Source organism: Pseudomonas promysalinigenes, from assembly GCF_014269025.2.
Classification (GTDB): Bacteria; Pseudomonadota; Gammaproteobacteria; order Pseudomonadales; family Pseudomonadaceae; genus Aquipseudomonas; species Aquipseudomonas promysalinigenes.
Genome location: NZ_CP077094.1, coordinates 3,769,285 through 3,790,315 on the forward strand (window position 1 = coordinate 3,769,285; position 21,031 = coordinate 3,790,315).

General features: G+C 60.5%; 21 protein-coding genes, 1 tRNA gene and 1 pseudogene. 7 read left to right on the plus strand and 16 right to left on the minus strand.

What is annotated here, in order from left to right:
* Positions 1 to 61 precede the first annotated feature (61 nt).
* Together HU725_RS17065 and HU725_RS17070 are read left to right on the plus strand one after the other, a co-directional pair.
* On the plus strand, positions 62 to 622 hold the full coding sequence (locus HU725_RS17065; RefSeq protein ID WP_009682012.1) for a glycine cleavage system transcriptional repressor: 561 nt from the start codon (positions 62 to 64) through the stop codon (positions 620 to 622).
* Positions 623 to 633: 11 nt separating this feature from the next.
* Positions 634 to 1,107, plus strand: coding sequence for a peroxiredoxin (locus HU725_RS17070; protein ID WP_060478880.1), 474 nt, complete (start codon positions 634 to 636; stop codon positions 1,105 to 1,107).
* A gap of 86 nt (positions 1,108 to 1,193) precedes the next feature.
* Here HU725_RS17070 and HU725_RS17075 read toward each other — a convergent pair whose 3' ends face one another.
* Positions 1,194 to 2,264: an AI-2E family transporter gene (locus tag HU725_RS17075; protein ID WP_186478668.1), complete on the minus strand. Its 1,071-nt coding sequence runs from the start codon at positions 2,262 to 2,264 to the stop codon at positions 1,194 to 1,196.
* A gap of 19 nt (positions 2,265 to 2,283) precedes the next feature.
* A complete protein-coding gene (locus tag HU725_RS17080) occupies positions 2,284 to 2,523 on the minus strand; it encodes a sulfurtransferase TusA family protein (RefSeq protein WP_060478878.1) in 240 nt (79 codons plus the stop codon).
* Positions 2,524 to 2,642: 119 nt separating this feature from the next.
* On the opposite strand from HU725_RS17080, the gene HU725_RS17085 reads away from it, so the two are divergent.
* A complete protein-coding gene (locus HU725_RS17085; protein WP_186478669.1) occupies positions 2,643 to 4,079 on the plus strand; it encodes a M48 family metalloprotease in 1,437 nt (478 codons plus the stop codon).
* A gap of 33 nt (positions 4,080 to 4,112) precedes the next feature.
* On the opposite strand, the gene nadA is transcribed toward HU725_RS17085, so the two are convergent.
* Together nadA and HU725_RS17095 are read right to left on the minus strand one after the other, a co-directional pair.
* Positions 4,113 to 5,171 (minus strand): quinolinate synthase NadA, encoded by a 1,059-nt coding sequence (nadA, locus tag HU725_RS17090; protein WP_186478670.1) that lies wholly within the window; start codon positions 5,169 to 5,171, stop codon positions 4,113 to 4,115.
* Between the two features lie 273 nt (positions 5,172 to 5,444).
* Positions 5,445 to 6,953, minus strand: coding sequence for a YdgA family protein (locus HU725_RS17095; protein WP_186478671.1), 1,509 nt, complete (start codon positions 6,951 to 6,953; stop codon positions 5,445 to 5,447).
* A 482-nt stretch (positions 6,954 to 7,435) separates the two neighbouring features.
* Here HU725_RS17095 and HU725_RS17100 point away from each other — a divergent pair, with 482 nt between their 5' ends.
* From HU725_RS17100 to HU725_RS17110, 4 genes and pseudogenes are all read left to right on the plus strand, one after another.
* On the plus strand, positions 7,436 to 8,788 hold the full coding sequence (locus tag HU725_RS17100; RefSeq protein ID WP_060478875.1) for an APC family permease: 1,353 nt from the start codon (positions 7,436 to 7,438) through the stop codon (positions 8,786 to 8,788).
* A 286-nt stretch (positions 8,789 to 9,074) separates the two neighbouring features.
* Positions 9,075 to 10,064, plus strand: a pseudogene (locus tag HU725_RS23210) (cache domain-containing protein); the annotation flags it as partial.
* A gap of 102 nt (positions 10,065 to 10,166) precedes the next feature.
* Entirely contained in the window at positions 10,167 to 10,922 is a 756-nt protein-coding gene (locus HU725_RS23215) for a methyl-accepting chemotaxis protein (protein WP_371326778.1), read from the plus strand.
* 153 nt (positions 10,923 to 11,075) lie between these two features.
* On the plus strand, positions 11,076 to 12,035 hold the full coding sequence (locus HU725_RS17110) for a cation diffusion facilitator family transporter (RefSeq protein WP_186478673.1): 960 nt from the start codon (positions 11,076 to 11,078) through the stop codon (positions 12,033 to 12,035).
* A 104-nt stretch (positions 12,036 to 12,139) separates the two neighbouring features.
* Here the strand turns inward: HU725_RS17110 and HU725_RS17115 are convergent.
* The 12 genes from HU725_RS17115 to ruvA all read right to left on the minus strand — a co-directional run bounded on the left by HU725_RS17115 (position 12,140) and on the right by ruvA (position 20,924).
* Positions 12,140 to 12,215 (minus strand) — tRNA-Lys (locus HU725_RS17115).
* Between the two features lie 61 nt (positions 12,216 to 12,276).
* Complete coding sequence (gene queC, locus HU725_RS17120) at positions 12,277 to 12,951, minus strand: 7-cyano-7-deazaguanine synthase QueC (protein WP_186478674.1); 675 nt, start codon at positions 12,949 to 12,951, stop codon at positions 12,277 to 12,279.
* 16 nt (positions 12,952 to 12,967) lie between these two features.
* Entirely contained in the window at positions 12,968 to 13,615 is a 648-nt protein-coding gene (gene queE, locus HU725_RS17125; protein ID WP_186478675.1) for a 7-carboxy-7-deazaguanine synthase QueE, read from the minus strand.
* Between the two features lie 156 nt (positions 13,616 to 13,771).
* Positions 13,772 to 14,587, minus strand: coding sequence for a tol-pal system protein YbgF (gene ybgF / locus HU725_RS17130; protein ID WP_060478861.1), 816 nt, complete (start codon positions 14,585 to 14,587; stop codon positions 13,772 to 13,774).
* A gap of 6 nt (positions 14,588 to 14,593) precedes the next feature.
* Positions 14,594 to 15,091 carry a peptidoglycan-associated lipoprotein Pal gene (gene pal, locus HU725_RS17135; protein ID WP_060478860.1) on the minus strand — a complete coding sequence of 166 codons (498 nt, stop codon included), beginning with the start codon at positions 15,089 to 15,091 and terminating at the stop codon, positions 14,594 to 14,596.
* 55 nt (positions 15,092 to 15,146) lie between these two features.
* Complete coding sequence (tolB, locus tag HU725_RS17140; protein WP_186478720.1) at positions 15,147 to 16,427, minus strand: Tol-Pal system beta propeller repeat protein TolB; 1,281 nt, start codon at positions 16,425 to 16,427, stop codon at positions 15,147 to 15,149.
* A 17-nt stretch (positions 16,428 to 16,444) separates the two neighbouring features.
* Positions 16,445 to 17,521 (minus strand): cell envelope integrity protein TolA, encoded by a 1,077-nt coding sequence (tolA, locus tag HU725_RS17145; RefSeq protein ID WP_060478859.1) that lies wholly within the window; start codon positions 17,519 to 17,521, stop codon positions 16,445 to 16,447.
* A complete protein-coding gene (gene tolR, locus HU725_RS17150) occupies positions 17,521 to 17,973 on the minus strand; it encodes a protein TolR (RefSeq protein ID WP_008090221.1) in 453 nt (150 codons plus the stop codon). Before tolR ends, tolA begins: the two co-directional genes overlap by 1 nt.
* Before the next feature lie 14 nt (positions 17,974 to 17,987).
* Positions 17,988 to 18,683: a protein TolQ gene (gene tolQ / locus HU725_RS17155; RefSeq protein WP_009684054.1), complete on the minus strand. Its 696-nt coding sequence runs from the start codon at positions 18,681 to 18,683 to the stop codon at positions 17,988 to 17,990.
* Between the two features lie 2 nt (positions 18,684 to 18,685).
* Entirely contained in the window at positions 18,686 to 19,138 is a 453-nt protein-coding gene (ybgC, locus tag HU725_RS17160; protein ID WP_060478858.1) for a tol-pal system-associated acyl-CoA thioesterase, read from the minus strand.
* A 125-nt stretch (positions 19,139 to 19,263) separates the two neighbouring features.
* Positions 19,264 to 20,310 (minus strand): Holliday junction branch migration DNA helicase RuvB, encoded by a 1,047-nt coding sequence (gene ruvB, locus HU725_RS17165; protein WP_060478857.1) that lies wholly within the window; start codon positions 20,308 to 20,310, stop codon positions 19,264 to 19,266.
* Entirely contained in the window at positions 20,307 to 20,924 is a 618-nt protein-coding gene (gene ruvA, locus HU725_RS17170) for a Holliday junction branch migration protein RuvA (RefSeq protein ID WP_060478856.1), read from the minus strand. The genes ruvB and ruvA overlap by 4 nt, the downstream gene beginning before the upstream one ends.
* Positions 20,925 to 21,031: the final 107 nt, after the last annotated feature.

The window sequence follows — 21,031 nt, forward strand, 5'->3', positions numbered from 1 at the left end:
TCTGCCGACAGGAGGCTTTCGCCCGTCCTGCACCGACCGCTCATCGCTTTAGGAATGCTGCATGTCCACCCCCACCGTCCGTGAACAATTCCTCGTCATCAGTGCCCTGGGCCCCAATCCCATGGAACTGGCCAACGTTCTCAGCCGCGCCGCCTTCGAAAACCGCTGCGCGGTGGTCACCTCGCGCCTGAGCCGCCACGGCGAGACCAGCGCTTTGGTGCTGCAGGTAGGCGGCAGCTGGGACGCCCTGGCACGCCTTGAAGCCATGCTACCGAGCCTGGGCAAGAAGCACGGCTTGACCCTGGATGTGGTGCGCAGCGCCGACCAGGAGGTGCGTCCGCAGGCCCTGCCATATGTGGCCTACGTCAGCGCCGCCTATCGCCCGGATATCATCAACGAGCTGTGCCAGTTCTTCCTCGACCACCGCGTCGAGCTCGAAGCCATGACCTGCGACACCTACCTGGCGCCGCAGACCGGCAGCAGCATGCTCAATGCGCAATTCACCGTGATCCTGCCGGCCGGCACGCAGATCAGCTGGCTGCGCGACCAGTTCCTGGACTTCGCCGACGCCCTGAACCTCGACGCGCTGATCGAGCCATGGCGTCCACAAAACCCCATGTAAGGAAACCCGCCATGGCTGTAGAAATCGACCATCCCGTCGCCGACTTCAAGGCTCAGGCCACCAGCGGCCAGACTATCAGCCTGGCCGAGCTCAAGGGCCGCCAGGTGGTGCTGTACTTCTATCCCAAGGACAGCACCCCAGGCTGCACCACCGAAGGCCAGGGCTTTCGCGACCAGCACGAAGCCTTTGCTGCCGCCAATACCCTGGTCTTCGGCGTATCTCGCGATGGCATCAAGTCGCACGAGAACTTCAAAGCCAAACAAGCCTTCCCGTTCGAGCTGATCAGCGACAAGGACGAGGCGCTTTGCCAGCTGTTCGACGTGATCAAGCTCAAGAAGCTGTACGGCAAGGAATACCTGGGCGTGGACCGCAGCACGTTTTTGATCGACAAGGACGGCGTACTGCGCCAGCAATGGCGCGGCGTGAAAGTGCCCGGGCATGTGGATGCGGTGCTGGCTGCTGCGCAAGCGCTGCACAAGGCTTGAAACAAGCGCCGGCCTCTTCGCGACTGAACGCCCACACCAAAACCGTGGGAGCGGGTTCACCTGCGAAGAGGCCAGCGCTGCACACTTCAAAGCATCGGTGAAACACTCGGCTCGTGCCGCGGCCAGGCATCCAGTACAGCCTTGATCAAGGTCGCCAGCGGGATCGCGAAGAAGATCCCCCAGAAGCCCCACAACCCGCCAAACAGCAGTACCGCGCAGATGATCGCCACAGGGTGCAGGCTCACGGCTTCGGAGAACAGCAGCGGTACCAGCACATTGCCATCCAGTGCCTGGATAATCGCATACACCGTCATCAACAAAATGAACTGGTCGCCCCATCCCCACTGGAATAGCGCAATCAGCGTGACCGGCACGGTCACCACCACTGCCCCGACATAAGGCACCACCACCGACAACCCCACCAGCAACGCCAGCAAAGCCGCATAGTTCAACCCGAGGGTGATGAAGGCGATGTAAGTGGCGATGCCGCAGATCAGGATTTCGATGCCCTTGCCCCGAATGTAATTGGCGATCTGCCGATTCATCTCGCTGCCCACCCGGTTGAGCAAAGTGCGCTGGCGCGGCAGGTAACCGCTGACCCAGCGCCCGATCAACTCGCGGTCCTTGAGGAAGAAAAACACCAGGATCGGCACCAGCACCAGGTAGATCATCGCGTTGACCAGCAGCGGCAGGCTGGACAGCGAAAAGGTCAGCGCCCATTGGCCGAACTTGCCAATTTCGCCGCGAACCGATTCGATCGCATGCAACACCTGCTCGTCAGACACCAGGTGCGGATAGCGCTCAGGCAGCAACAGCAACAGCGACTGCCATTTGCCCAGCATCCCAGGCAGTTCGTTGAACAGCGTAATCAGCTGATGCCAAAGCAGCGGCACCAGCACCAGCATGAACACCGCCAACGCCCCCATGAAAAGCGCGAATACCAGCATCACGGCCAGCCGGGTCGGCACCCGCAGACGCTCCAGCGCGTTGACCAGGCCCTGCATGAGAAAGGCCAGAACCATGCCCGCCAGCACCGGGGCCAGCATGCCGCCCAGGGTGAGTACCGCCGTGAAAGCCAGGAACAGCAAGACCGCCAGCACCACCGCTTCCTCATCGGAAAAGTAGCGCTCTATCCAGTCGCGAAGCACTTTGAACATTGACGATCCTTGGGTGGGCTCAGGCCTTGCGCAGCCAGTAGGTGTAGGTACCGGCCTCGGCCGTTTCGTGCAGCAGCGTATGACCGGCCAGTTGAGCGAAAGTGCGGAAGTCGCGCTGGGAACCTGCATCGGTGGCGGTGACCTTGAGTACCGCCCCGCTGGCCAGGCGGTTAAGTTCCATCTTTGCCTTGAGCAGTGGCAGCGGACAATTGAGCCCGCTGGCATCGAGTTCGGCGTCGCAGGTCAGGGTATCACTCATCGGGCGCATCTCCAGAGCGGGGGCGTAGATTAAGGAAAATGGCCGGTAGCATACCGCCACTGGTCGGGCACGCGCGACCCGGCTACAGTAAGGCTTTTTTGATCGACGCGAGCTTGTGCATGAATCTACTGCGCCCCACCCTGCTGGCGCTGGCCTGCCTGATGGCCCTGCCCGGCCATGCCGATGACTTGCCGTCACTGGGCGACGCCAGCTCCGCGATCGTTTCACCGAAACAGGAGCACGACCTCGGCCGCGCCTGGCTAAGCCTGCTGCGCGGGCAAGTCCGGCAGTTGAACGACCCGCAGCTCAAGGACTACGTCGAATCCACCGTCTACCGCCTGGCCGAAACCAGCCAGTTGCAGGACCGGCGCCTTGAATTCATCCTCATCGACAGCCGCGAACTCAACGCCTTCGCAGCGCCTGGCGGCATCGTCGGCGTCAACGGTGGCCTGTTCCTAAACGCCAGAACCGAAGGCGAGTATGCCTCGGTATTGGCCCACGAACTGGCGCACTTGTCCCAACGCCATTTCGCCCGCGGCGTCGAAGCACAGCAACGTATGCAATTGCCGATGATGGCTGCGCTGCTGGCTGGCATCGTGCTGGCGGCCGGTGGTGCAGGCGATGCCGGCATCGGTATGATTGCCGGCACTCAGGCTGCTGCCATTCAGGAACAACGGCGTTTTTCGCGCCAGAACGAGCAGGAAGCAGACCGCGTCGGCATCCAGAACCTGGAAAAGGCCGGTTACGACCCCCGTAACATGCCAACCATGTTCGAGCGCCTGGCCCAGCAATATCGCTACGGTGCCAAGCCACCGGAGTTCCTGCTGACTCACCCGGTGACCGAGTCGCGTATCGCCGACACCCGCAACCGTGCCGAACAGGCCCCCAAAGGGGGCATCGAGGACAGTGCGCGTTACCAACTGATCCGTGCCCGCGTGGCCCTTACCTATGAAGAAACGCCTGGCCTGGCAGCCAAGCGCTTTCGCGCACAGCTCGACGAGGACCCGAAACTGGACGCGGCCCGCTATGGCCTGGCCTTGGCTCAGATCAAAGGTGGCCAACTCAACGAAGCACGGGAAAACCTCAAGCCTTTGCTAGCCAAAGCGCCGAACGACATTACCTACAACCTGGCGCAAATTGATCTGGACATCACCAACAATCGCTTGGCCGACGCCCAACAGCGCGCTACCCGCATGCAGGGGCTGTATCCAGGCAACTACCCGCTCAAACAGGTGCGCGCCGACCTGCTGGTGAAACAGAACAAGCCGGCTGACGCCGAAAAAGTGCTGGACGACCTGCTCAAGAGCCGGCCAGATGACCCGGACGTGTGGTACGACATGGCTGAAGTACGCGGCTTATCCGGCAATACCATCGGCTTGCACCGGGCGCGCGCGGAATATTTCACATTGGTGGGGGATTTCGACCAGGCTATTCAGCAGCTCGATTATGCCAAGCGTCGGGCCGGCAGCAATTTCCCGCTGGCTTCGCAGATCGACCAGCGCCAGCGCGAGATCATGGAGCAACGGCGCATGGTTCAGGAAATGATGGGGCGCTAGGATGCAAAGGCGGCGCATCGCGCCCCTGCACTATCAGGCGTTACCGGACAACTTCAGGCGTGCAGCCTGGGTGAAGTCCAGCATGCGGTTCAGCGGCTTGATCGCCTTGGGCACCAGCGCCGGGTCGACGAAAATCTCATTGGTCCCGTTGCGCAGGCAATCGAGCACGCGCTCCAAGGTGTTCATCGCCATCCACGGGCAGTGCGCACAACTGCGGCACGCCGCGCCATTACCGGCGGTCGGCGCCTCGACAAACACCTTGTCGGGGCACAACTGCTGCATCTTGTAGAAGATGCCCCGGTCGGTGGCGACGATGAAGGTCTTGTTCGGTAGCGTCTGCGCCGCTTTGATCAGTTGGCTGGTGGAGCCCACCGCATCGGCCAGCTCGATCACCGCTTCTGGGGACTCCGGGTGCACCAGAATGGCGGCATCCGGGTACAGCGCCTTCATATCGGCCAATTGGCGTGATTTGAACTCTTCGTGGACGATACAGGCGCCGTCCCACAGCAGCATGTCGGCACCCGTTTGCTTCTGGATATAGCGGCCCAAGTGCTGGTCCGGCCCCCAGATGATGGTCTCACCGTTGTCCATCAGGCTTTCGACGATTTCCAGCGCGCAGCTGGATGTCACCACCCAATCGGCTCGCGCCTTGACTGCGGCCGAGGTGTTGGCATACACCACCACGGTACGCTCGGGGTGCTGATCGCAGAAGGCAGAAAACTCTTCTACCGGGCAACCCAGATCGAGGGAACAGGTCGCCTCGAGGGTTGGCATCAGGACACGCTTTTGCGGCGTGAGGATCTTGGCGGTTTCGCCCATGAAACGCACACCGGCGACGATCACCGTCTCGGCCGGGTGATTTTTGCCGAAGCGGGCCATTTCCAACGAGTCGGACACGCACCCGCCGGTTTCTTCGGCCAGCGCCTGAATGACCGGGTCGCAGTAATAATGGGCCACCAATACCGCATTCTGCGCTTTGAGCTCGGCAGCGATGGCCGCACGGTATTCGGCCTCCTGCTCGGCAGTCAGCGGGTTGGGCTGCTTGGCGTCGAGGTGAGCCTGAACCAAAAGGCGTTCGGAAATCTGGGTCATGATCGCTGGGCCTGCGCGCGCTTGCGCGTCGAATCGAGTGTATCACCCGGCCCTGGCAGATCGGCTAGGGGTGCCGGGCGGCAGACACACCGCCACGGCCCTCTGCGGGCGCGGATTATTATCGGACGCCGAAGGCTACAGCCAAACAGGGGAATTCAAAAGTGGTTTTTGCAGGGTTTGTGCCGGCCTGTTCACGGCTCGGGCAGCTCCTGGAGGGAGCGCCCTGCCTGTGTAACGGCGTCAACCGCGAACAGGCCTGCACACCTTATTGCCTCAGCCTTGCGGTTGCATCGCGGCAAAATGCGCTGCCAGCAGCATGGCGAACTGCTCGACGGTCATTTTTTTACCATTGAAGTCGACCATGCCGTCGGCATAGTGAAGGCTTGCCACTACATCATTGCCCTGTACGGTGGCCAGACCACTTTGCAAGGCCATCAACCCGACCATTTCACCGGCCTGGCTAGATTGCGCGGCAATCGCCTGGGCATCGGTTTGGCCTTCCAGCAGCGCTTGCAATGTAGCCAGGTCACCGATCATCGGTTTGGATAGGGAAAGCTTGCTCTTGACCTCGGTGATCAATTGCTTACTCAACTCATCAGACGGCAAGTCGAACGATGCCGGTTCGGCAAAATCCATCGACAAGTCGAAACGGCTCTCACCATTGGCGGTGCGCAGCGCCAGGTTTTCGATGGCCAGTTTGGGCTTGGACGCCAGCAACTGCCGCAAGTCGCCCTGGAATTTGGCCTTTTCCGTTTCGTCCATCGGAATCACCGGCACCGGCTGACCGGCAGCCTGGGCCGCTTCGAACTCCGGCAAGTGGGCCTGATACCACTGCGACAGCGACTGCAAAGCCGGGGCATTGAGCGACTTGACGCTCACCCCCATCTGCAGGCTGCCAACCGCACGGCCATCCCAGGTGATGTCAGCCACCCGATAATCCGCACGACCACCCACTGTGTCAGGGCCATCCACAGTCTGCAGCAGGTTCTGTTCGATACCCTTGAGTACCAGTTGCTGTTGCCTGGCGCCCAGGGTTGCCTTGGCCTCGGCCAGCAGCAGGTCGACATTGCCGACGTACACGGCATCATGCTTGCTGGCCGCCAGGTTACCGCCGACCTTGAGCCCCGAAAGCTCGAAAGTGGCGGGCGGATGGTCATCGCCGACCAGCTTCATCTCCAGGCGATCTGCACTGCCATGGAAGGTTGACGCCTTACCTTGCTGATCACCGCTGACCTGCAGGGTCATGCCCGAGAAGTTCAGGCTGCTGCCATTGGCCTCGTTGCGTTTGAGCGGCGCCAGGGTGATGGTGCTGTCGACATCCCCCGTGTACCCCAGGCTGGTATGGGCACTGACCGGCGACTGCTCACCCGCCGCAGCGAACCACGGTGCGGTGAGCTCGTCCTTCTGCAGGCGGCTATTGCTCACCGCCATTACCGGCAGCAGTTTAAATGCCTTGACTCGGGACCAGGGGAAGGGACCGTGCTCGATCTGATCGGTCACTCCCAGGTCGAAACTGACGATCTCGCCATGACCAAGGTTGATGTCCTTGGCCTTTAGGCGATACTGCGCTGAGCTGCTGAACCAGTGCCGATCGAGCGCGACCAGCTCGACGGTCATGCTACCGCCATAGTTGACCAGCGCTCGCTTGAGCTGCTCGTTGCTGCGGCTGACCGCCTCATCGAGCTGCTCAGGCAGCTGCTTGCCGGTGTACCAGGCGCCAGCGGTAGTGATCCCGGCTATGGCAATGGCCAGGCCGCAGAGAATGCCTACTGATTTCTTCATGAATAGAACCGATCGATGTCCATATGGGCGAATTCGCGGTCTGTGCCGCACTGGGGCCAAAGAATATCACCCTATTCCCCTCATAGTGGCGGCCGAGGCGGCATCATCCATTATTTGAGAATGTTCTGAATCGGCATTTCACCGCGCCCATTTGTTAATTTTTACGGACACGAAAGACGATCAAAAACGCAAATAAACGCGCAAAAATTGAACATTTCAGCCATCTAATCGATAAACCTCTCGAGATAGCAACATTTTGTCATGTTTAACTTGACGCCCTGCTATCAATCGTTTTTTATTTTCACCACCTCGCTCAGCGCCCGATCCACGAAGAAGAAAAAGTCGCGCCGTCAAGATGCTCGGATGCCCCTGCCCGCACGCTTCAACCTCCTCGCCAAGGCACTGCCAGCCTGATGCCGGCGCCTAGCACGCGCCTATCTCTGCTCCAAACAAAAAGGTGAACAACATGGGGCCACACCAGCATGCAGCATGACCAAAACGCCACCGGCAATGGCCAGTTCCGTAAATCCCTGCGCCTCTGGCACGTAGTCATCATCGGCCTGGCTTACCTGACGCCCATGACCGTGTTCGACACGTTCGGCATCGTCTCCGGCGTCACCTCCGGCCACGTGCCGAGCGCCTACCTGCTGGCCTTGGCCGGTGTGCTGTTCACTGCGGTAAGCTATGGCACGCTGGTTCGGCGGTTCCCGCAGTCCGGCTCCGCCTACACCTATACCCAACGCGCCATCAGCCCGCATGCAGGCTTCATGGTCGGTTGGGCTTCGCTGCTCGACTACCTGTTGCTGCCGATGGTCAATGCGCTGCTGGCCAAACTGTACCTTTCGGCCATGTTTCCCGAGGTGCCTGAATGGATGTGGGTGGCAGGCTTCGTCACCCTGATCAGCTTGATCAACATGCGTAGCATCAACCTTGTGGCGCATTTCAACCTGTTGTTCGTGGTTGTGCAGCTGGCGATCATGTCAGTGTTCATCTACCTGTGCGTGCGCGGCCTGGGCCAAGGCGAAGGGCTGGGCACCACCTGGAGCCTGACCCCCTTCGCAGACTCGCAGACGCAGTTCAGTGCGCTGGCTGCCGGCGCGACCATTCTGTGCTTCTCGTTCCTGGGCTTCGACGCCGTTACCTGCCTGTCTGAAGAAACCAAAGAGCCTGGCAAGATCATCCCACGGGCGATCTTCCTCACTGCACTGATCGGTGGTGTGGTGTTCATCGCTGTGTCTTATTTCATGCAGGCCTACTTCCCCACCAATGCCCGCTTCCACGACCCGGAAGCGGCGCTGCCGGAAATTGCGCTGTATGTGGGTGGCAAGTTGTTCCAGTCGATCTTCATCGCCTGCACGGTGATCAACACCATCGCCTCGGGCCTGGCTTCGCAGACCAGCGTGTCGCGCCTGCTGTATGTGATGGGCCGGGACAACGTCATCCCAAGCACTGTCTTCGCCCGCCTGCATGCGCGCTACAAGACCCCGGTTGTGAACATTGCAGTGGTCGGTGTGATTGCACTTTCGGCGATCTTCTTCGACCTCGTCACCGCTACCTCGATCATCAACTTCGGCGCATTGGTGGCGTTCAGCTTCGTCAACCTGTCGGTGATCAACCACTGCTACCTGCGCGAAGGCAACCGCCGGGGGCTGGCGAACAAGATGAAGTACCTGGTACTGCCGACCATCGGCTTCTGCATCATTGCCAAGCTCTGGCTCGACCTCAACGAACACTCGTTGATCTTCGGTGGTCTCTGGGCGCTCGCCGGGCTGCTGCACCTGGCTTGGCTGACCAAGGCGTTTCGCGTCGCACCGCCTAACTACGTTGCCGAATGACCTGAGCCACTGCCAACGCCCGCGCCTGAACGCGGGCGTTGTACTTGCCCGAGAAGGAATGCCCCAGATGCTGCTGCGCCGCCTGTCCATCCAATGGAAAATCACCCTGCTCGCCGGCCTCTGCCTGCTGGCCATCGTCGTGTTGCTGGTAGCCAGCTCTCTGGCGCAGTCTCGGCGCAGCGCGGCACTGGTCAACCAGGCCAGCAGCGAAATGCTCGATCACAGTGCGCGTCTGCGCTTGCAGGCCCACGCGCAAAACCAGGCACTTCGGGTCCAGCGCTACTTCATGGATGCCTACCAATACGGCAACGGCTTCGCTCGCCTGGTCCAGGCGCTCAGGGCCAGGGGCGGCAGCGACCTGCGCGCTGAACTGACCCGTCAAGCACGCACCAGCCTTGCCGGCAACTCGAACGTGATCGGCTTGTATCTGGTGTTCCAGCCCAATGCGCTGGATCATCTGGATAGCCAGTTCATCGGCCAGCAGAGTGATGCAAGTAACGAAACAGGGCGCTTCTCGTTGTACTGGTCCCAGCCTCGCCCAGGCGCTCTGGAACTCGAAGCGATGCCCGAATCGATGCTGGGCGACAACGCAGCCGGCAGCAACGGTCAGGCCAAGAATCGCTGGCTGACCTGCCCGCAGGAAACCGCGAGGGCCTGCGTGCTGGAACCCTATCTCGACGAGGTCAACGGCCAACAGGTACTGATGACCAGTATCGCCCTGCCCCTGCTGGAAAACGGCAAGGTCGTAGGCGTGGTAGGCCTGGACATTGGCCTGGATAACCTTCAGCAATTGAGCCTGGAGGGGCGCAAGGAACTGTTCGAAGGCCAGGGCCAAGTGAGCATCGTGAGCGCCACTGGCCTGCTCGCAGGAAACAGTCGCGACGCTGGCAAGCTGGGCCAGCCGCTCGACAAGCAAGTCCAACAGGGCCTGCTGCGGGTTTCTGAGCCGTTCGCTCCCATCCCAGACGCCAACCCATGGCAGGTGCAGGTGGAACTGCCCGAGGCCGTGCTGCAAGCACCCGCCCTGGCCCTCAATCAGCGCTTGAGCAGCCATAATCAGAGCGCCAACCTGACCAGCTTGTTGATCGGCCTGAGCGCGGCGGTCGTCGGCCTATTGTTGGTGTGGCTGACGGCGCGGGGCGTCACACGGCCGATTCTTGCGGTGGCGGCGCGCCTAGAGGACATCGCCAGCGGTGAAGGCGACCTCACCCGTCGCCTGGACTATGCCCGCCAAGACGAGCTCGGCCAATTGACGGGCTGGTTCAACCGCTTCCTCGACAAACTGCAACCAGTGATCGCCCAAGTCAAAGGCTCCGTGCTCCAGGCTCGGGGTACCGCCGACCAGTCCGCCGCCATTGCGAGCCAGACCAGCAACGGCATGCAACAGCAACAGCGCGAAATCGAGCAGGTCGCTACCGCGGCCAACGAAATGAGTGCCACCGCCCAGGACGTCGCTCACAATGCGGCTCAAGCAGCGCAGGCCGCGCGGGGCGCCGATCAGGCCAGCCGGGAGGGCTTGCAGTTGATCGCCAGCACCCGCCAGAGCATCGATCAATTGGCCATCGGCATGGATCAGGCCATGGACGAAGCGCGGGCGCTGGAGCAGCGCAGCGAGCAGATTGGTACGGTACTGGAGGTGATCCGCGCCATTGCCGAACAGACCAACCTGCTGGCACTCAATGCCGCGATTGAAGCCGCCCGTGCAGGCGAGGCCGGCCGTGGCTTTGCCGTAGTTGCCGATGAAGTGCGCAGCCTAGCCCAACGCACTCAGGTGTCGGTGGAAGAAATACGTCAGGTGATCGAAGGGTTGCAGCAGGGGACTCAGGACGTGGTGGGCGCCATGCATGCAGGGCAACGCCAGGCTCAGGCAAGCGCCACGGGCATGGAACAGGCGTTGCCAGCACTGCAGCGCATTGGTGAGGCCGTGGCGGTGATCAGCGACATGAACCTGCAGATCGCTTCGGCAGCCGAAGAGCAAAGCGCCGTGGCCGAAGAGGTGAACCGCAACGTAGCTGGCATCCGTGATGTGACCGAGTCGCTGTCGGGCCAGGCCGATGAATCGGCGCGGATCAGCCAGGACCTGAACCGGCTGGCCAACCAGCAACAAGCATTGATGGAACAGTTTCGCGTCTAGCCTGTAAGGGCCAGGGCGCCTGCATCAAAGTTGAACCTGCTGCCACAAGCGGATCGCTGCACTGACGGGCAGCACGGTACCGGTGGCGGTTTCACCCGCGAAGCAGGCCGGAGCAGACAATACAGCAAGAGCGTCATTTACCGAGCACAGCACATGCACAGCACTACCCGATCCCCCTTCTTCGATACACACAGCGAACAGGGCCTGCTACGCACCTCCATTGCCGTCACCCTGTTCATCGCCACGATCGGCATCGGCTTCGGGCTGGCCTCCGGGTCGTTCTCGATCGTCTTCGACGGTGTCTATTCACTGGTCGACGCCAGCATGAGTGGCTTGTCGCTGGTGGTGGTCAAACTCATCACCTCCCACGCCACCAGCCTGCAACTCTCACGCAAGCTGCGCGAACGCTTTACCATGGGTTTCTGGCACCTGGAGCCGATGGTACTGGCGCTCAACGGTATGCTGCTGAGCAGCGTTGCCATCTACGCACTGATCAACGCAGTCAGCAGCCTGCTGCAGGGCGGTCGCCACCTGGAGTTTGGCATTGCCATGGTCTACGCGGCGCTGACGGTAATAGCCTGCGCCACCATCGCGGTGGTCGAGCAGCGCGCCAACCGTGTATTGAACTCGGACTTCGTGCGCATGGACGTGAAGGGTTGGGTGATGTCGGCCAGCATCACCGCAGCGCTGCTGATCGCATTTTGCTTCGGCTATGCCGTCCAGGGCACGCAATGGCAATGGTTATCGCCCTATATCGACCCGGCAGTATTGGCGCTGGTGTGCTTAGTGATCATCCCGCTGCCACTATCGGTGGTGCGTCAGGCCCTGGCGGAGATTTTCTTGGTGACGCCGGGCGACCTTAAGCTGCATGTCGACGAAGTCGCGCGGGCTTTCGTTGCACGCCACGGGCTGGAGTCATACCGAGCCTATGTGGCCAAGGTCGGGCGCTCCCGGGAAATCGAGTTGTATTTCATCGTGCCCAAGGCCATGGCCGCGAAAACCATTGATGAATGGGACGCATGGCGCAATGAAATTGGCGAGGCGGTAGGCGGCGAAGGGCCGGATCGCTGGATTACCGTGGTGTTCACCGGCGACCCCGAGTGGGCGGAGTGAACATCAGTGGCGCGGAGTGCCCCTCTCGCAGGCCACACAAAACACGGGGCCAGAAACGACAAAGCCCGCGACCAATTCTGGCTGCGGGCTTTGGCTACTGCATATGGTGGGTCGTGTAGGATTCGAACCTACGACCAATTGGTTAAAAGCCAACTGCTCTACCAACTGAGCTAACGACCCGTTGGATGGCGCGTATAATACTGATTTCTAACGGGAAATCAATACTTGCGGCAGCCTTTTGTCAGAAGTAGCGCGTTGGGTCGTCGACGCCCGCCGCTTTGAAACCTTCGGCACGCAGGCGGCAACTGTCGCATTTGCCGCACGCCTGGCCTTCATCATTGGCCTGATAGCAGGAGACCGTCAGGCTGTAGTCTACGCCACGGGCGATACCCGCTTGCACGATCTGCGCCTTGCTCATGTTCTGCAACGGCGCCTGGATGCGGAACCCCTGCCCTTGCACGCCAGCCTTGGTCGCCAGGTTGGCCATGCGTTCGAACGCATCGACGAACTCGGGGCGGCAATCCGGGTAACCGGAATAGTCCACGGCGTTGACGCCGATGAAGATATCTCTGGCTTGCAACACTTCCGCCCAGCCCAGGGCCAGTGAAAGAAACACCGTATTACGGGCAGGCACGTAGGTCACAGGAATACCCTCACCCGGCGCCTCTGGCACGTCGATGCTGCTGTCTGTCAGGGCCGAGCCGCCTATCCCATCCAGGTTCAAGCCGATGACCTTGTGCTCGACCACGCCAAGGTCCCGGGCCACGCGTGCCGCAGCGTTGAGCTCGGCACGGTGGCGTTGGCCATAATCGAAGCTCATGGTGTAGCAGCTATAGCCTTCGGCTTTGGCCATGGCGACGACCGTGGCCGAGTCGAGGCCGCCGGACAGCAGGATTACCGCGCGTTTTTCCGTCATCTCATTCACTCCTCAATCAACGGCCGGGTTCGTCGTTCCACAGCAGCTTGTGCAACTGCAACTGCAAGCGTACGGGCAAGTTGTCGGCAACGATCCAGTCGGCCAGGTCAGTGGCGCTCACCTGATGGTGGCTGGGCGAGAACAATACTTCGCCGGCACGTTCGGCAAGGTTGTACTGGATCAGCTTGGACACCGCCCAGTCATAGTCCTCGCGGGAACAAATGACGAACTTGACCTGGTCGTTGCGGGTCAGCTGTTCGATGTTCTCGTAGCGGTTACGATGCGACTCTTCCGAGCCTGGGGTCTTTAGATCGACCACCCGGCTGACACGCACATCGGTGCCAGAAATGTCGAGAGCGCCACTGGTCTCCAGTGAGACCTCGTAGCCGGCATCGCACAAGCGCTGCAACAGCGCCAGCGCGTTGGGCTGAGCCAAGGGTTCGCCTCCGGTGACGCAGACGTAGCGTGGCTTGAAGCCAGCAACCTGCTCCAGGATCGAATCAAGAGTACGAAGCGTACCGCCAGTGAAGGCGTAGGCGCTGTCGCAATATTGGCAGCGCAGGGGGCAACCGGTCAGGCGCACGAATACCGTGGGCAGCCCAGCCGTTCGTGTTTCACCCTGCAAAGAGTAAAAGACTTCGGTGATGCGTAAGGTGTCTTGCATGCTCGCCACGGGCGTGACAGCTAAACAGGCTGTCCGCCTCCGTCAGGCACTGCCTCGGACTCGACATGGCGTTATCCGTGACAGCGTGTTTATAAAAGGGACGTGATTCTAACGAAAAAACCCGCGGCAAGCGCGGGTTTATTTCATGGGTGAAGCTTATAGCTTCTGCAGATCGCGCTGCGCCAGTTGCGCGGCAGACGTGCCAGGGTACTGATTGATGACCTGCTGCAGGATGCCTTTGACCTTGTCGGTATGGCCCATGCGGCGTTCGACGTCGGCCAGTTTGTACAGCGAATCAGGCACTTTGCTGTGCTTGGGGTACTTCTGGCTGACCTGGGCAAAAGCCTGGCTGGCCGCAGGCAGATCGCCCTTGGCAAGATTGACTTCACCTAACCAGTACTGCGCATTACCAGCGTACTGGCTGTTGGGATACTTGCGCAGGAAGGCATTGAACGCCTGGGTGGCCTTGTCGAAGTCTTTCTGCTTGATCAGGTCGAAAGCCGCATCGTAGTAGAGCTTTTCTTTCGCCGGATCACCGGGCTCGCTATTGGCGGCCGGTTGTTGCGCAGCAGCGCCAGCGGCGCCTGCTGCTGCACCGACGGCAGCATTGGATGCACCACCGGTGGAAGAATTGTCGGGAGTCGCGGCAGGCGCGGCACCACTGTTGATGCGACGATCAAGGTCCTGGTAACGCTCCAGGTTTTCCTGCTTCATGCGCGACACATCGTTCTGCAACTCTTCGATGATGCCTTGCTGGCGGGAAAGTTGATCCTGCATCTGTTGCAACTGCATGAACAGCTGGCCCTGCGCCGAAGCAGGGGCCGAAGCCCCTGCGCCGGCATAGGCGCCGCTCGTGCCATAACCGGAAGGTGGATAAGCACCCCCGTTGTCATCAACTACAGGAACCGCAGCCCACGCCGAAAGCGGTAGGCTGAGTGCGAGGACGGTTACAGCACGACGGCACATACGCATAAGAACTTACTTACGCAGTTCTACGCGACGGTTCTGAGCCCAGGACTGCTCGTCGTTGCCGGTAGCAACTGGACGCTCTTCGCCGTAGGAAACCACTTCCAGCTGAGCAGGGGAAACGCCCTGCAGAACCAGGTAGCGCTGAACGGCTTTCGCACGACGCTCACCCAGAGCCATGTTGTACTCGCGGGTGCCGCGCTCGTCGGTGTTACCTTCCAGGACAACGCGGTTGCCGTTGGCTTTCAGGTCCTTGGCGTGAACGTCCAGAGCGCGCATGGCTTCTGGCTTCAGGTCCGAGCTGTCGTATTCGAAGTAGAAGGTGGTGATTGCGCGCAGGGCGGCTTCTTCGCTCAGGGAACCGTCAACGGCGCCGGTGTTTGCACCGTAGCCAGCGTTCGGGTCAACAGCGCCTTCACCAGCGTTGTCACCGCCTTTGGAGGAGCAACCTACAGCTACGGCCATGGCCAGAGCCAGCGCAGCAAATTTACCAAACTTCAGCATTTCCATCGTGAAACTCCTAATGAAACCCCAGTGTGTTAAGCAAAAACGTTATACGCCGCAATCAGTTCAGGTAAGGGGACCAGGACGGTTCTCTGACTTCGCCTTGAGCGGTAGGAAGCGGGAGCCTCACGCGGCCGTTAAGCGACACGAGCATCAAGACTCCCCGGCCCTGCTGGCGGGTGGCGTAGATTAGCATGGTGCCGTTTGGCGCAACAGTGGGCGACTCATCAAGACTCGTTTCCGAGAGAATCTTTACACTTCCGCGCTGCAAGTCCTGTGCCGCCACTTTGAAGTTGGTGAAACCTTGCTGGCGATGAATCATTACCAGCGTTTTTTCATCGGCCGAGAGTTTCGGGTTGGCATTGTAGTTACCTACGAAAGTTACACGCTCAGCCCCACCGCCGCTGACCGACTGCTTGTAGATCTGTGGCTTGCCGCCGCGGTCAGAGGTGAAGTACAGCGTGTTGCCATCCTTGCCCCAGAAAGGCTCGGTATTGATGCCTGGGCCTGCAGTTACACGGTTGATCTGACGGGAGGCCACGTTCATCACGTAGATGTCCGGGTTGCCGTCCTTGGACAGGACGAACGCCAGACGCGAACCATCAGGCGACCAGGCCGGCGCACCATTGAGGCCTTCGAAGTTGGTCACCTGCTCGCGACGACCCGTATCGATGTTCTGAACGAAGATGCGTGGGCGCTTTTGCTCGAACGACACGTAGGCGATACGCTTGCCGTCTGGCGCAAAGCGTGGCGACAGGATCGGCTCGCGGGACTGCAACAGGGTGACTGCGCGGGCCCCGTCGTAATCCGAACGCTGCAGCGTGTAGCGGGTATTGTTGGTGGAGAAACGCTCGGCGGTCACGTACAGCAAGCGAGTCGAGAACGCGCCCTTGATACCGGTGAGTTTTTCGAATGACTGATCGGCAATGTAGTGCGCCATGTCGCGCAGTTGGTCGGCGGTGCCCGCCACGCTACCGGTCAGCACTTGCTGCTCGGTGGCGACGTTGAACAGCGCGTACTGCACCTGCAGTCGACCGCCCGACGGCACGATGCTGCCGACCATGACGTATTGGGCACCCAACGCTTTCCAGTCACGGAAGATGACTTCGCTGGCCTGGGTCGGCTGGCTGATCATGTTCTGACGCGGAATCGGCGAATAGTAGCCGGAGTTGCGCAGGTCGTTGCCAATGATATCGGCCATGTCTTCTGGCAGCACGCTGCCACCCTGTAGACCGAACGGCACTACCGCAATGGGCGTGGCCCGATCGCTGCCGCTGGTGACCAGGATGTTCTTTTCCTCTGCCATGGCCATGCCAGCCACGCAGCAGAGCATGACCAGCATTCCTCGAAGGAGTTTAATCACAACGCTAGATCCTCAGGTGTAAATGTCATCTTGAACGAACGATAACGGTTGAAATCGCTCGGCTTCATACCCTGCATCTCGGTCAAACGACCAATGTTCTTCACTGCTGCCACCGCCGAACTATCGAACGGACCATCACCACTGGACTTGATCACGCTGACGCCGGTAATGGTGCCGTCTGGCAACATGTTGACCTGCAGAGTCACCGTCATGCCCTTACGCGCGGAAGGCGGACGAGCCCAACCTTCGGCCGCTCGCATGCGAATCAGGTCGTCGAAATCGCCGGCTACCTGGTCACCCTGCTCGTCGGCCAGGGCCTGCTGCCGCTCGGTGGTGTCGGACAACAACTCTGCCAAGGCCTGAGCTTTCTTGTCCTCTGCCGACTTGCGTGCCGCTTCCTGTGCCTTTTTCTTCTGAGCGTCTGCAGCGGCTTTTTTCTTGGCCTCTTCAGCTGCCTTCTTCTTCGCTTCCTCGGCCGCCGCTTTCTTCTTGGCGTCCTCGGCTGCTTTTTTCTTCGCGTCTTCGGCGGCCTTCTTCTTGGCCTCCTCGGCGGCTTGTTTCTTGGCTTCTTCCTCGGCCTGCTTCTTCGCCTCTTCCTCAGCCTTTTTCTTGGCGATGTCAGCCTGCTGCTTTTCGGCAGCTTTCTTGGCTTCCTCGGCCTTCTTGGACTCGGCGGCTTTCTTGGCTTCGGCCGCTTTGGCTGCTTCCTCAGCCTTCTTGGCCTCGGCGGCCTCGCGGGCTTGCTCAGCCTTTTGAGCGGCGTCTGCTTTCTTTTGTTCCGCGGCCTTTATTGCCTCCTGCTCGACTTTCTTCTGTTCCAACTGCTCGACTTCAGTCTGGCGCGAGGCAGTTTTCTTCGCCTCCCCGGCAATCTTCTGATTGGTCTGGGTGGTCGCCTGGCTCTTGGACTTGAGCTGATACAGCGTAGCCTGAACGATCGGCTTGGAAGGCGGCAATTCAGGCGTCATGGCGAAGCTGACGAAAAGCAGCGCGAACACCAGTACATGCAGGCCAATGGCCCAGATACTGGGCCAGAAGTAACTTTCCGAGGCGGATGGCTCTCGCTGTTGCATCAGGGCGCCTCGGTAATCAGGCCAACGTTACCGACACCGGCCTTCTGCAACCCGCCCATGGCGCCCATGACGGCGCCGTAGTCGACAGCCTTGTCGCCACGAATGAACACCTGGGTCTGCTTGCCTTGGTCACGCCCGGCGGCAATGATCTTGGTCACTGCGCTGGTCATGTCCGGCAAGGTCATGGCCTTGTCCATCTGTTTGTCGGTGTCGACTTCACTGCCAAGGTTCCAGTAGTAGGTCTTGTCGGCCTTGATGGATATTGTGAGGATCTGGACGTTGTTGTCCTGCGGCAAGGCTTCGCTGGAAACCTTGGGCAGGTCGACCTTCACGCCCTGGTTGAGCATGGGCGCCGTCACCATGAAGATGACCAGCAGCACCAGCATCACGTCGATGTAGGGCACCACGTTCATCTCGGCGACGGGCTTGCGTTTGTGGCGAACTCGGGCCATGGGCTTGTACCTGATTACTCTTCGCTGGTGTGCACTTTACGGTGCAGGATCGCCTGGAACTCGTCGGCGAAGGTGTAGTAACGGCCGATCAGCACTTCGCTGCGCGCCGCAAAACGGTTATAGGCGATGACCGCTGGAATGGCAGCGAACAGGCCGATGGCCGTGGCGACCAGTGCTTCGGCGATACCCGGGGCCACGGTGGCCAGGGTAGCCTGCTGGGCGCTGGCCAGGCCGCGGAAGGAGTTCATGATGCCCCAAACGGTGCCGAACAGGCCGATGTACGGGCTGGTCGAACCGACCGTGGCAAGGAACGGCAGGCTCTGCTCGAGCTTTTCTTCTTCACGGGAAATGGCCACACGCATGGCACGACCCACGCCTTCCATCACCGCGTCAGGATCTACGCCCGGCTGCTGGCGCAGACGCGAAAATTCCTTGAAGCCGGCGCGGAACACCTGCTCCACACCCGAGTCCGGGTCTGGGTTGCTGCCTGCCTGACGATACAGCTTGGACAGGTCGATACCCGACCAGAAGCGTTCCTCAAAGGCATCCAGCGCACGACGACCAGCGCGCAGCATGGCGCTGCGCTGGAAGATCATGATCCATGAAGTGACCGAGGCGGCCACCAGGGTCAGCATTACCAGCTGTACCACCACGCTGGCATTGCTGACCAGACTCCACATGGAGGTATGGTCGACGACGTTAGCTTCCACGCTTATTCTCCTGCGTTCGATTGATTCCCCCAGCCGTCCGCCGCAAAGGCGTCGCGCAACTGGGGCGGTATGGCTCGGGGTTTGAAAGTGTCGGCGCGCACCGCGGCCACCAGGAACTGCCCTTCACAGAGCAGCGTTTCATCTTTTTCCCGCCAGACCTGCTGCACGAAGCGCAGGCTGGCGCGATTGAGTTCAAGTACTTGCGCGGTGACCCTCAGCTCGTCGTCCAGGCGTGCCGGCGCGTGATAGCGGGCTTCGCTGGAATGGACCACGAACAGCAGGTTGTCCTCGGCCAACTGCGCCTGAGAAAACCCCAGATGCCGCAGGCGCTCGGTGCGCGCGCGCTCCATGAATTTCAGGTAATTGACGTAATACACCACGCCACCGGCATCGGTATCTTCGTAATAGACACGACAACGGTGTGCGAACGGTTCCAGGCCATTTAGCGCGCGCATACTCTAGTGCTTACTCCTCAGCTTGCCAATCCGCCTCGGCAACTGTTTTTTCATCATCAATGTCGTAGTGCCAGCACTCGGTAGGCATGCCAGCGGTAGGACCACGAAAAGCCCGTTTCGATCTGTCATTCATCGCCTGGATCGGAAAAATCACCGGCACCCCCCAAGCTGCCAGGCACGTTCAGGCCAAAGTGCAGGTAAGCATGCCGGGTCACCACCCGCCCACGGGGCGTACGCATGATGTACCCCTGCTGGATCAAGTAGGGCTCGAGTACATCCTCGATGGTATGACGTTCCTCGCTGATGGCTGCGGCCAGGTTGTCCACGCCCACCGGCCCACCGTCGAACTTCTCGATCATGGTCAGCAACAAGCGCCGGTCGGAGTGATCGAAGCCGCGCTCATCGACGTCCAGCAGGTTCAGCGCCATGTCGGCTACCGCCTTGGTGATCTGGCCTTTGCCACGCACCTCGGCGTAGTCGCGCACTCGGCGCAACAGGCGGTTGGCGATTCGCGGGGTGCCGCGCGCGCGCCGGGCGATTTCGTAGGCGCCGTGATCCTCGATTGCCAGGCCCAGGATGTTGGCCGAACGACTGACGATGGTGGCAAGGTCCTTGTCGCTATAGAACTCCAGGCGCTGCACGATACCGAAACGGTCACGCAACGGGTTGGTGAGCATCCCCGCGCGCGTGGTAGCGCCCACCAGCGTGAACGGCGGCAAGTCGAGCTTGATCGAACGGGCGGCGGGGCCTTCACCGATCATGATGTCCAGCTGGAAGTCCTCCATCGCTGGATAAAGGACCTCTTCGACTACTGGGGACAGGCGGTGAATTTCATCGATGAACAGCACATCGTGCGGTTCCAGGTTGGTGAGCATGGCCGCCAAGTCACCCGGCCTTTCAAGTATCGGACCCGAGGTGCTTTTGACCGAAACACCCATTTCCTGGGCGATGATGTTGGCCAGGGTGGTTTTGCCCAACCCTGGTGGGCCGAATATCAGTGTGTGGTCAAGCGACTCGCCACGCCCGCGCGCTGCCTGTATGAACAAAGCCATCTGCTCACGCACCACTGGCTGGCCGATGTACTCGTCCAGGCGCAAGGGGCGGATCGCCCGGTCCTGTACCTCTTCACGGTCGCGGCCACTGGCAGCGATCAGGCGGTCGGCTTCGATCACTTGGTAATCATCCCTTTAAGGCTGCGACGGATGAGTTCTTCACTGCTAAGGCCGGCCTTGTCTTTGATGGCGGCAATGGCTTTGCTGGCTTCCTGGGGTTTGTAACCCAGAGAAACCAGGGCGCTGACGGCATCGGCTTCGGCACTGGACTCGCTGGCAAGTGGCAGCGGGCCGTCGGAAACCAGGGTGAACATTGCCGGGGAGGTTTCCCAGGCCTTGAAACGATCCTTGAGTTCGATCAGCAGGCGCTCGGCGGTTTTTTTACCGACACCTGGCACGCGCACAAGCACCGCTGCGTCCTGGGCCTGCACGCAGCGGACCAGGTCGTCCACTTCGAGGCCTGACATCAACGCCAGAGCAAGCTTGGGGCCTACTCCATTGAGGCGGATCAACTCACGGAACAGCTCGCGTTCACGTTTTTCGGCAAAGCCGTAAAGCAAGTGAGCATCTTCGCGCACCACCAGATGAGTGTGCACGGTCACCTGCTCGCCAACCTTGGGCAGGCGATACAGGGTCGTCATGGGCACTTCCAGTTCGTAACCCACACCGTTGCAGTCGATAATCAGATGCGGAGGCTGTTTTTCCGCCAGGGTACCGCGCAAACGTCCAATCACGTTCCGTTCCTTCCTCTCGGGGAGCCGGTCGAAGACCGCTCAACCCTATCAGCAAAAGTGTCGGGTGACCGTTTCACCCGAACAAAATGTGTATCAGCGCATGAAGC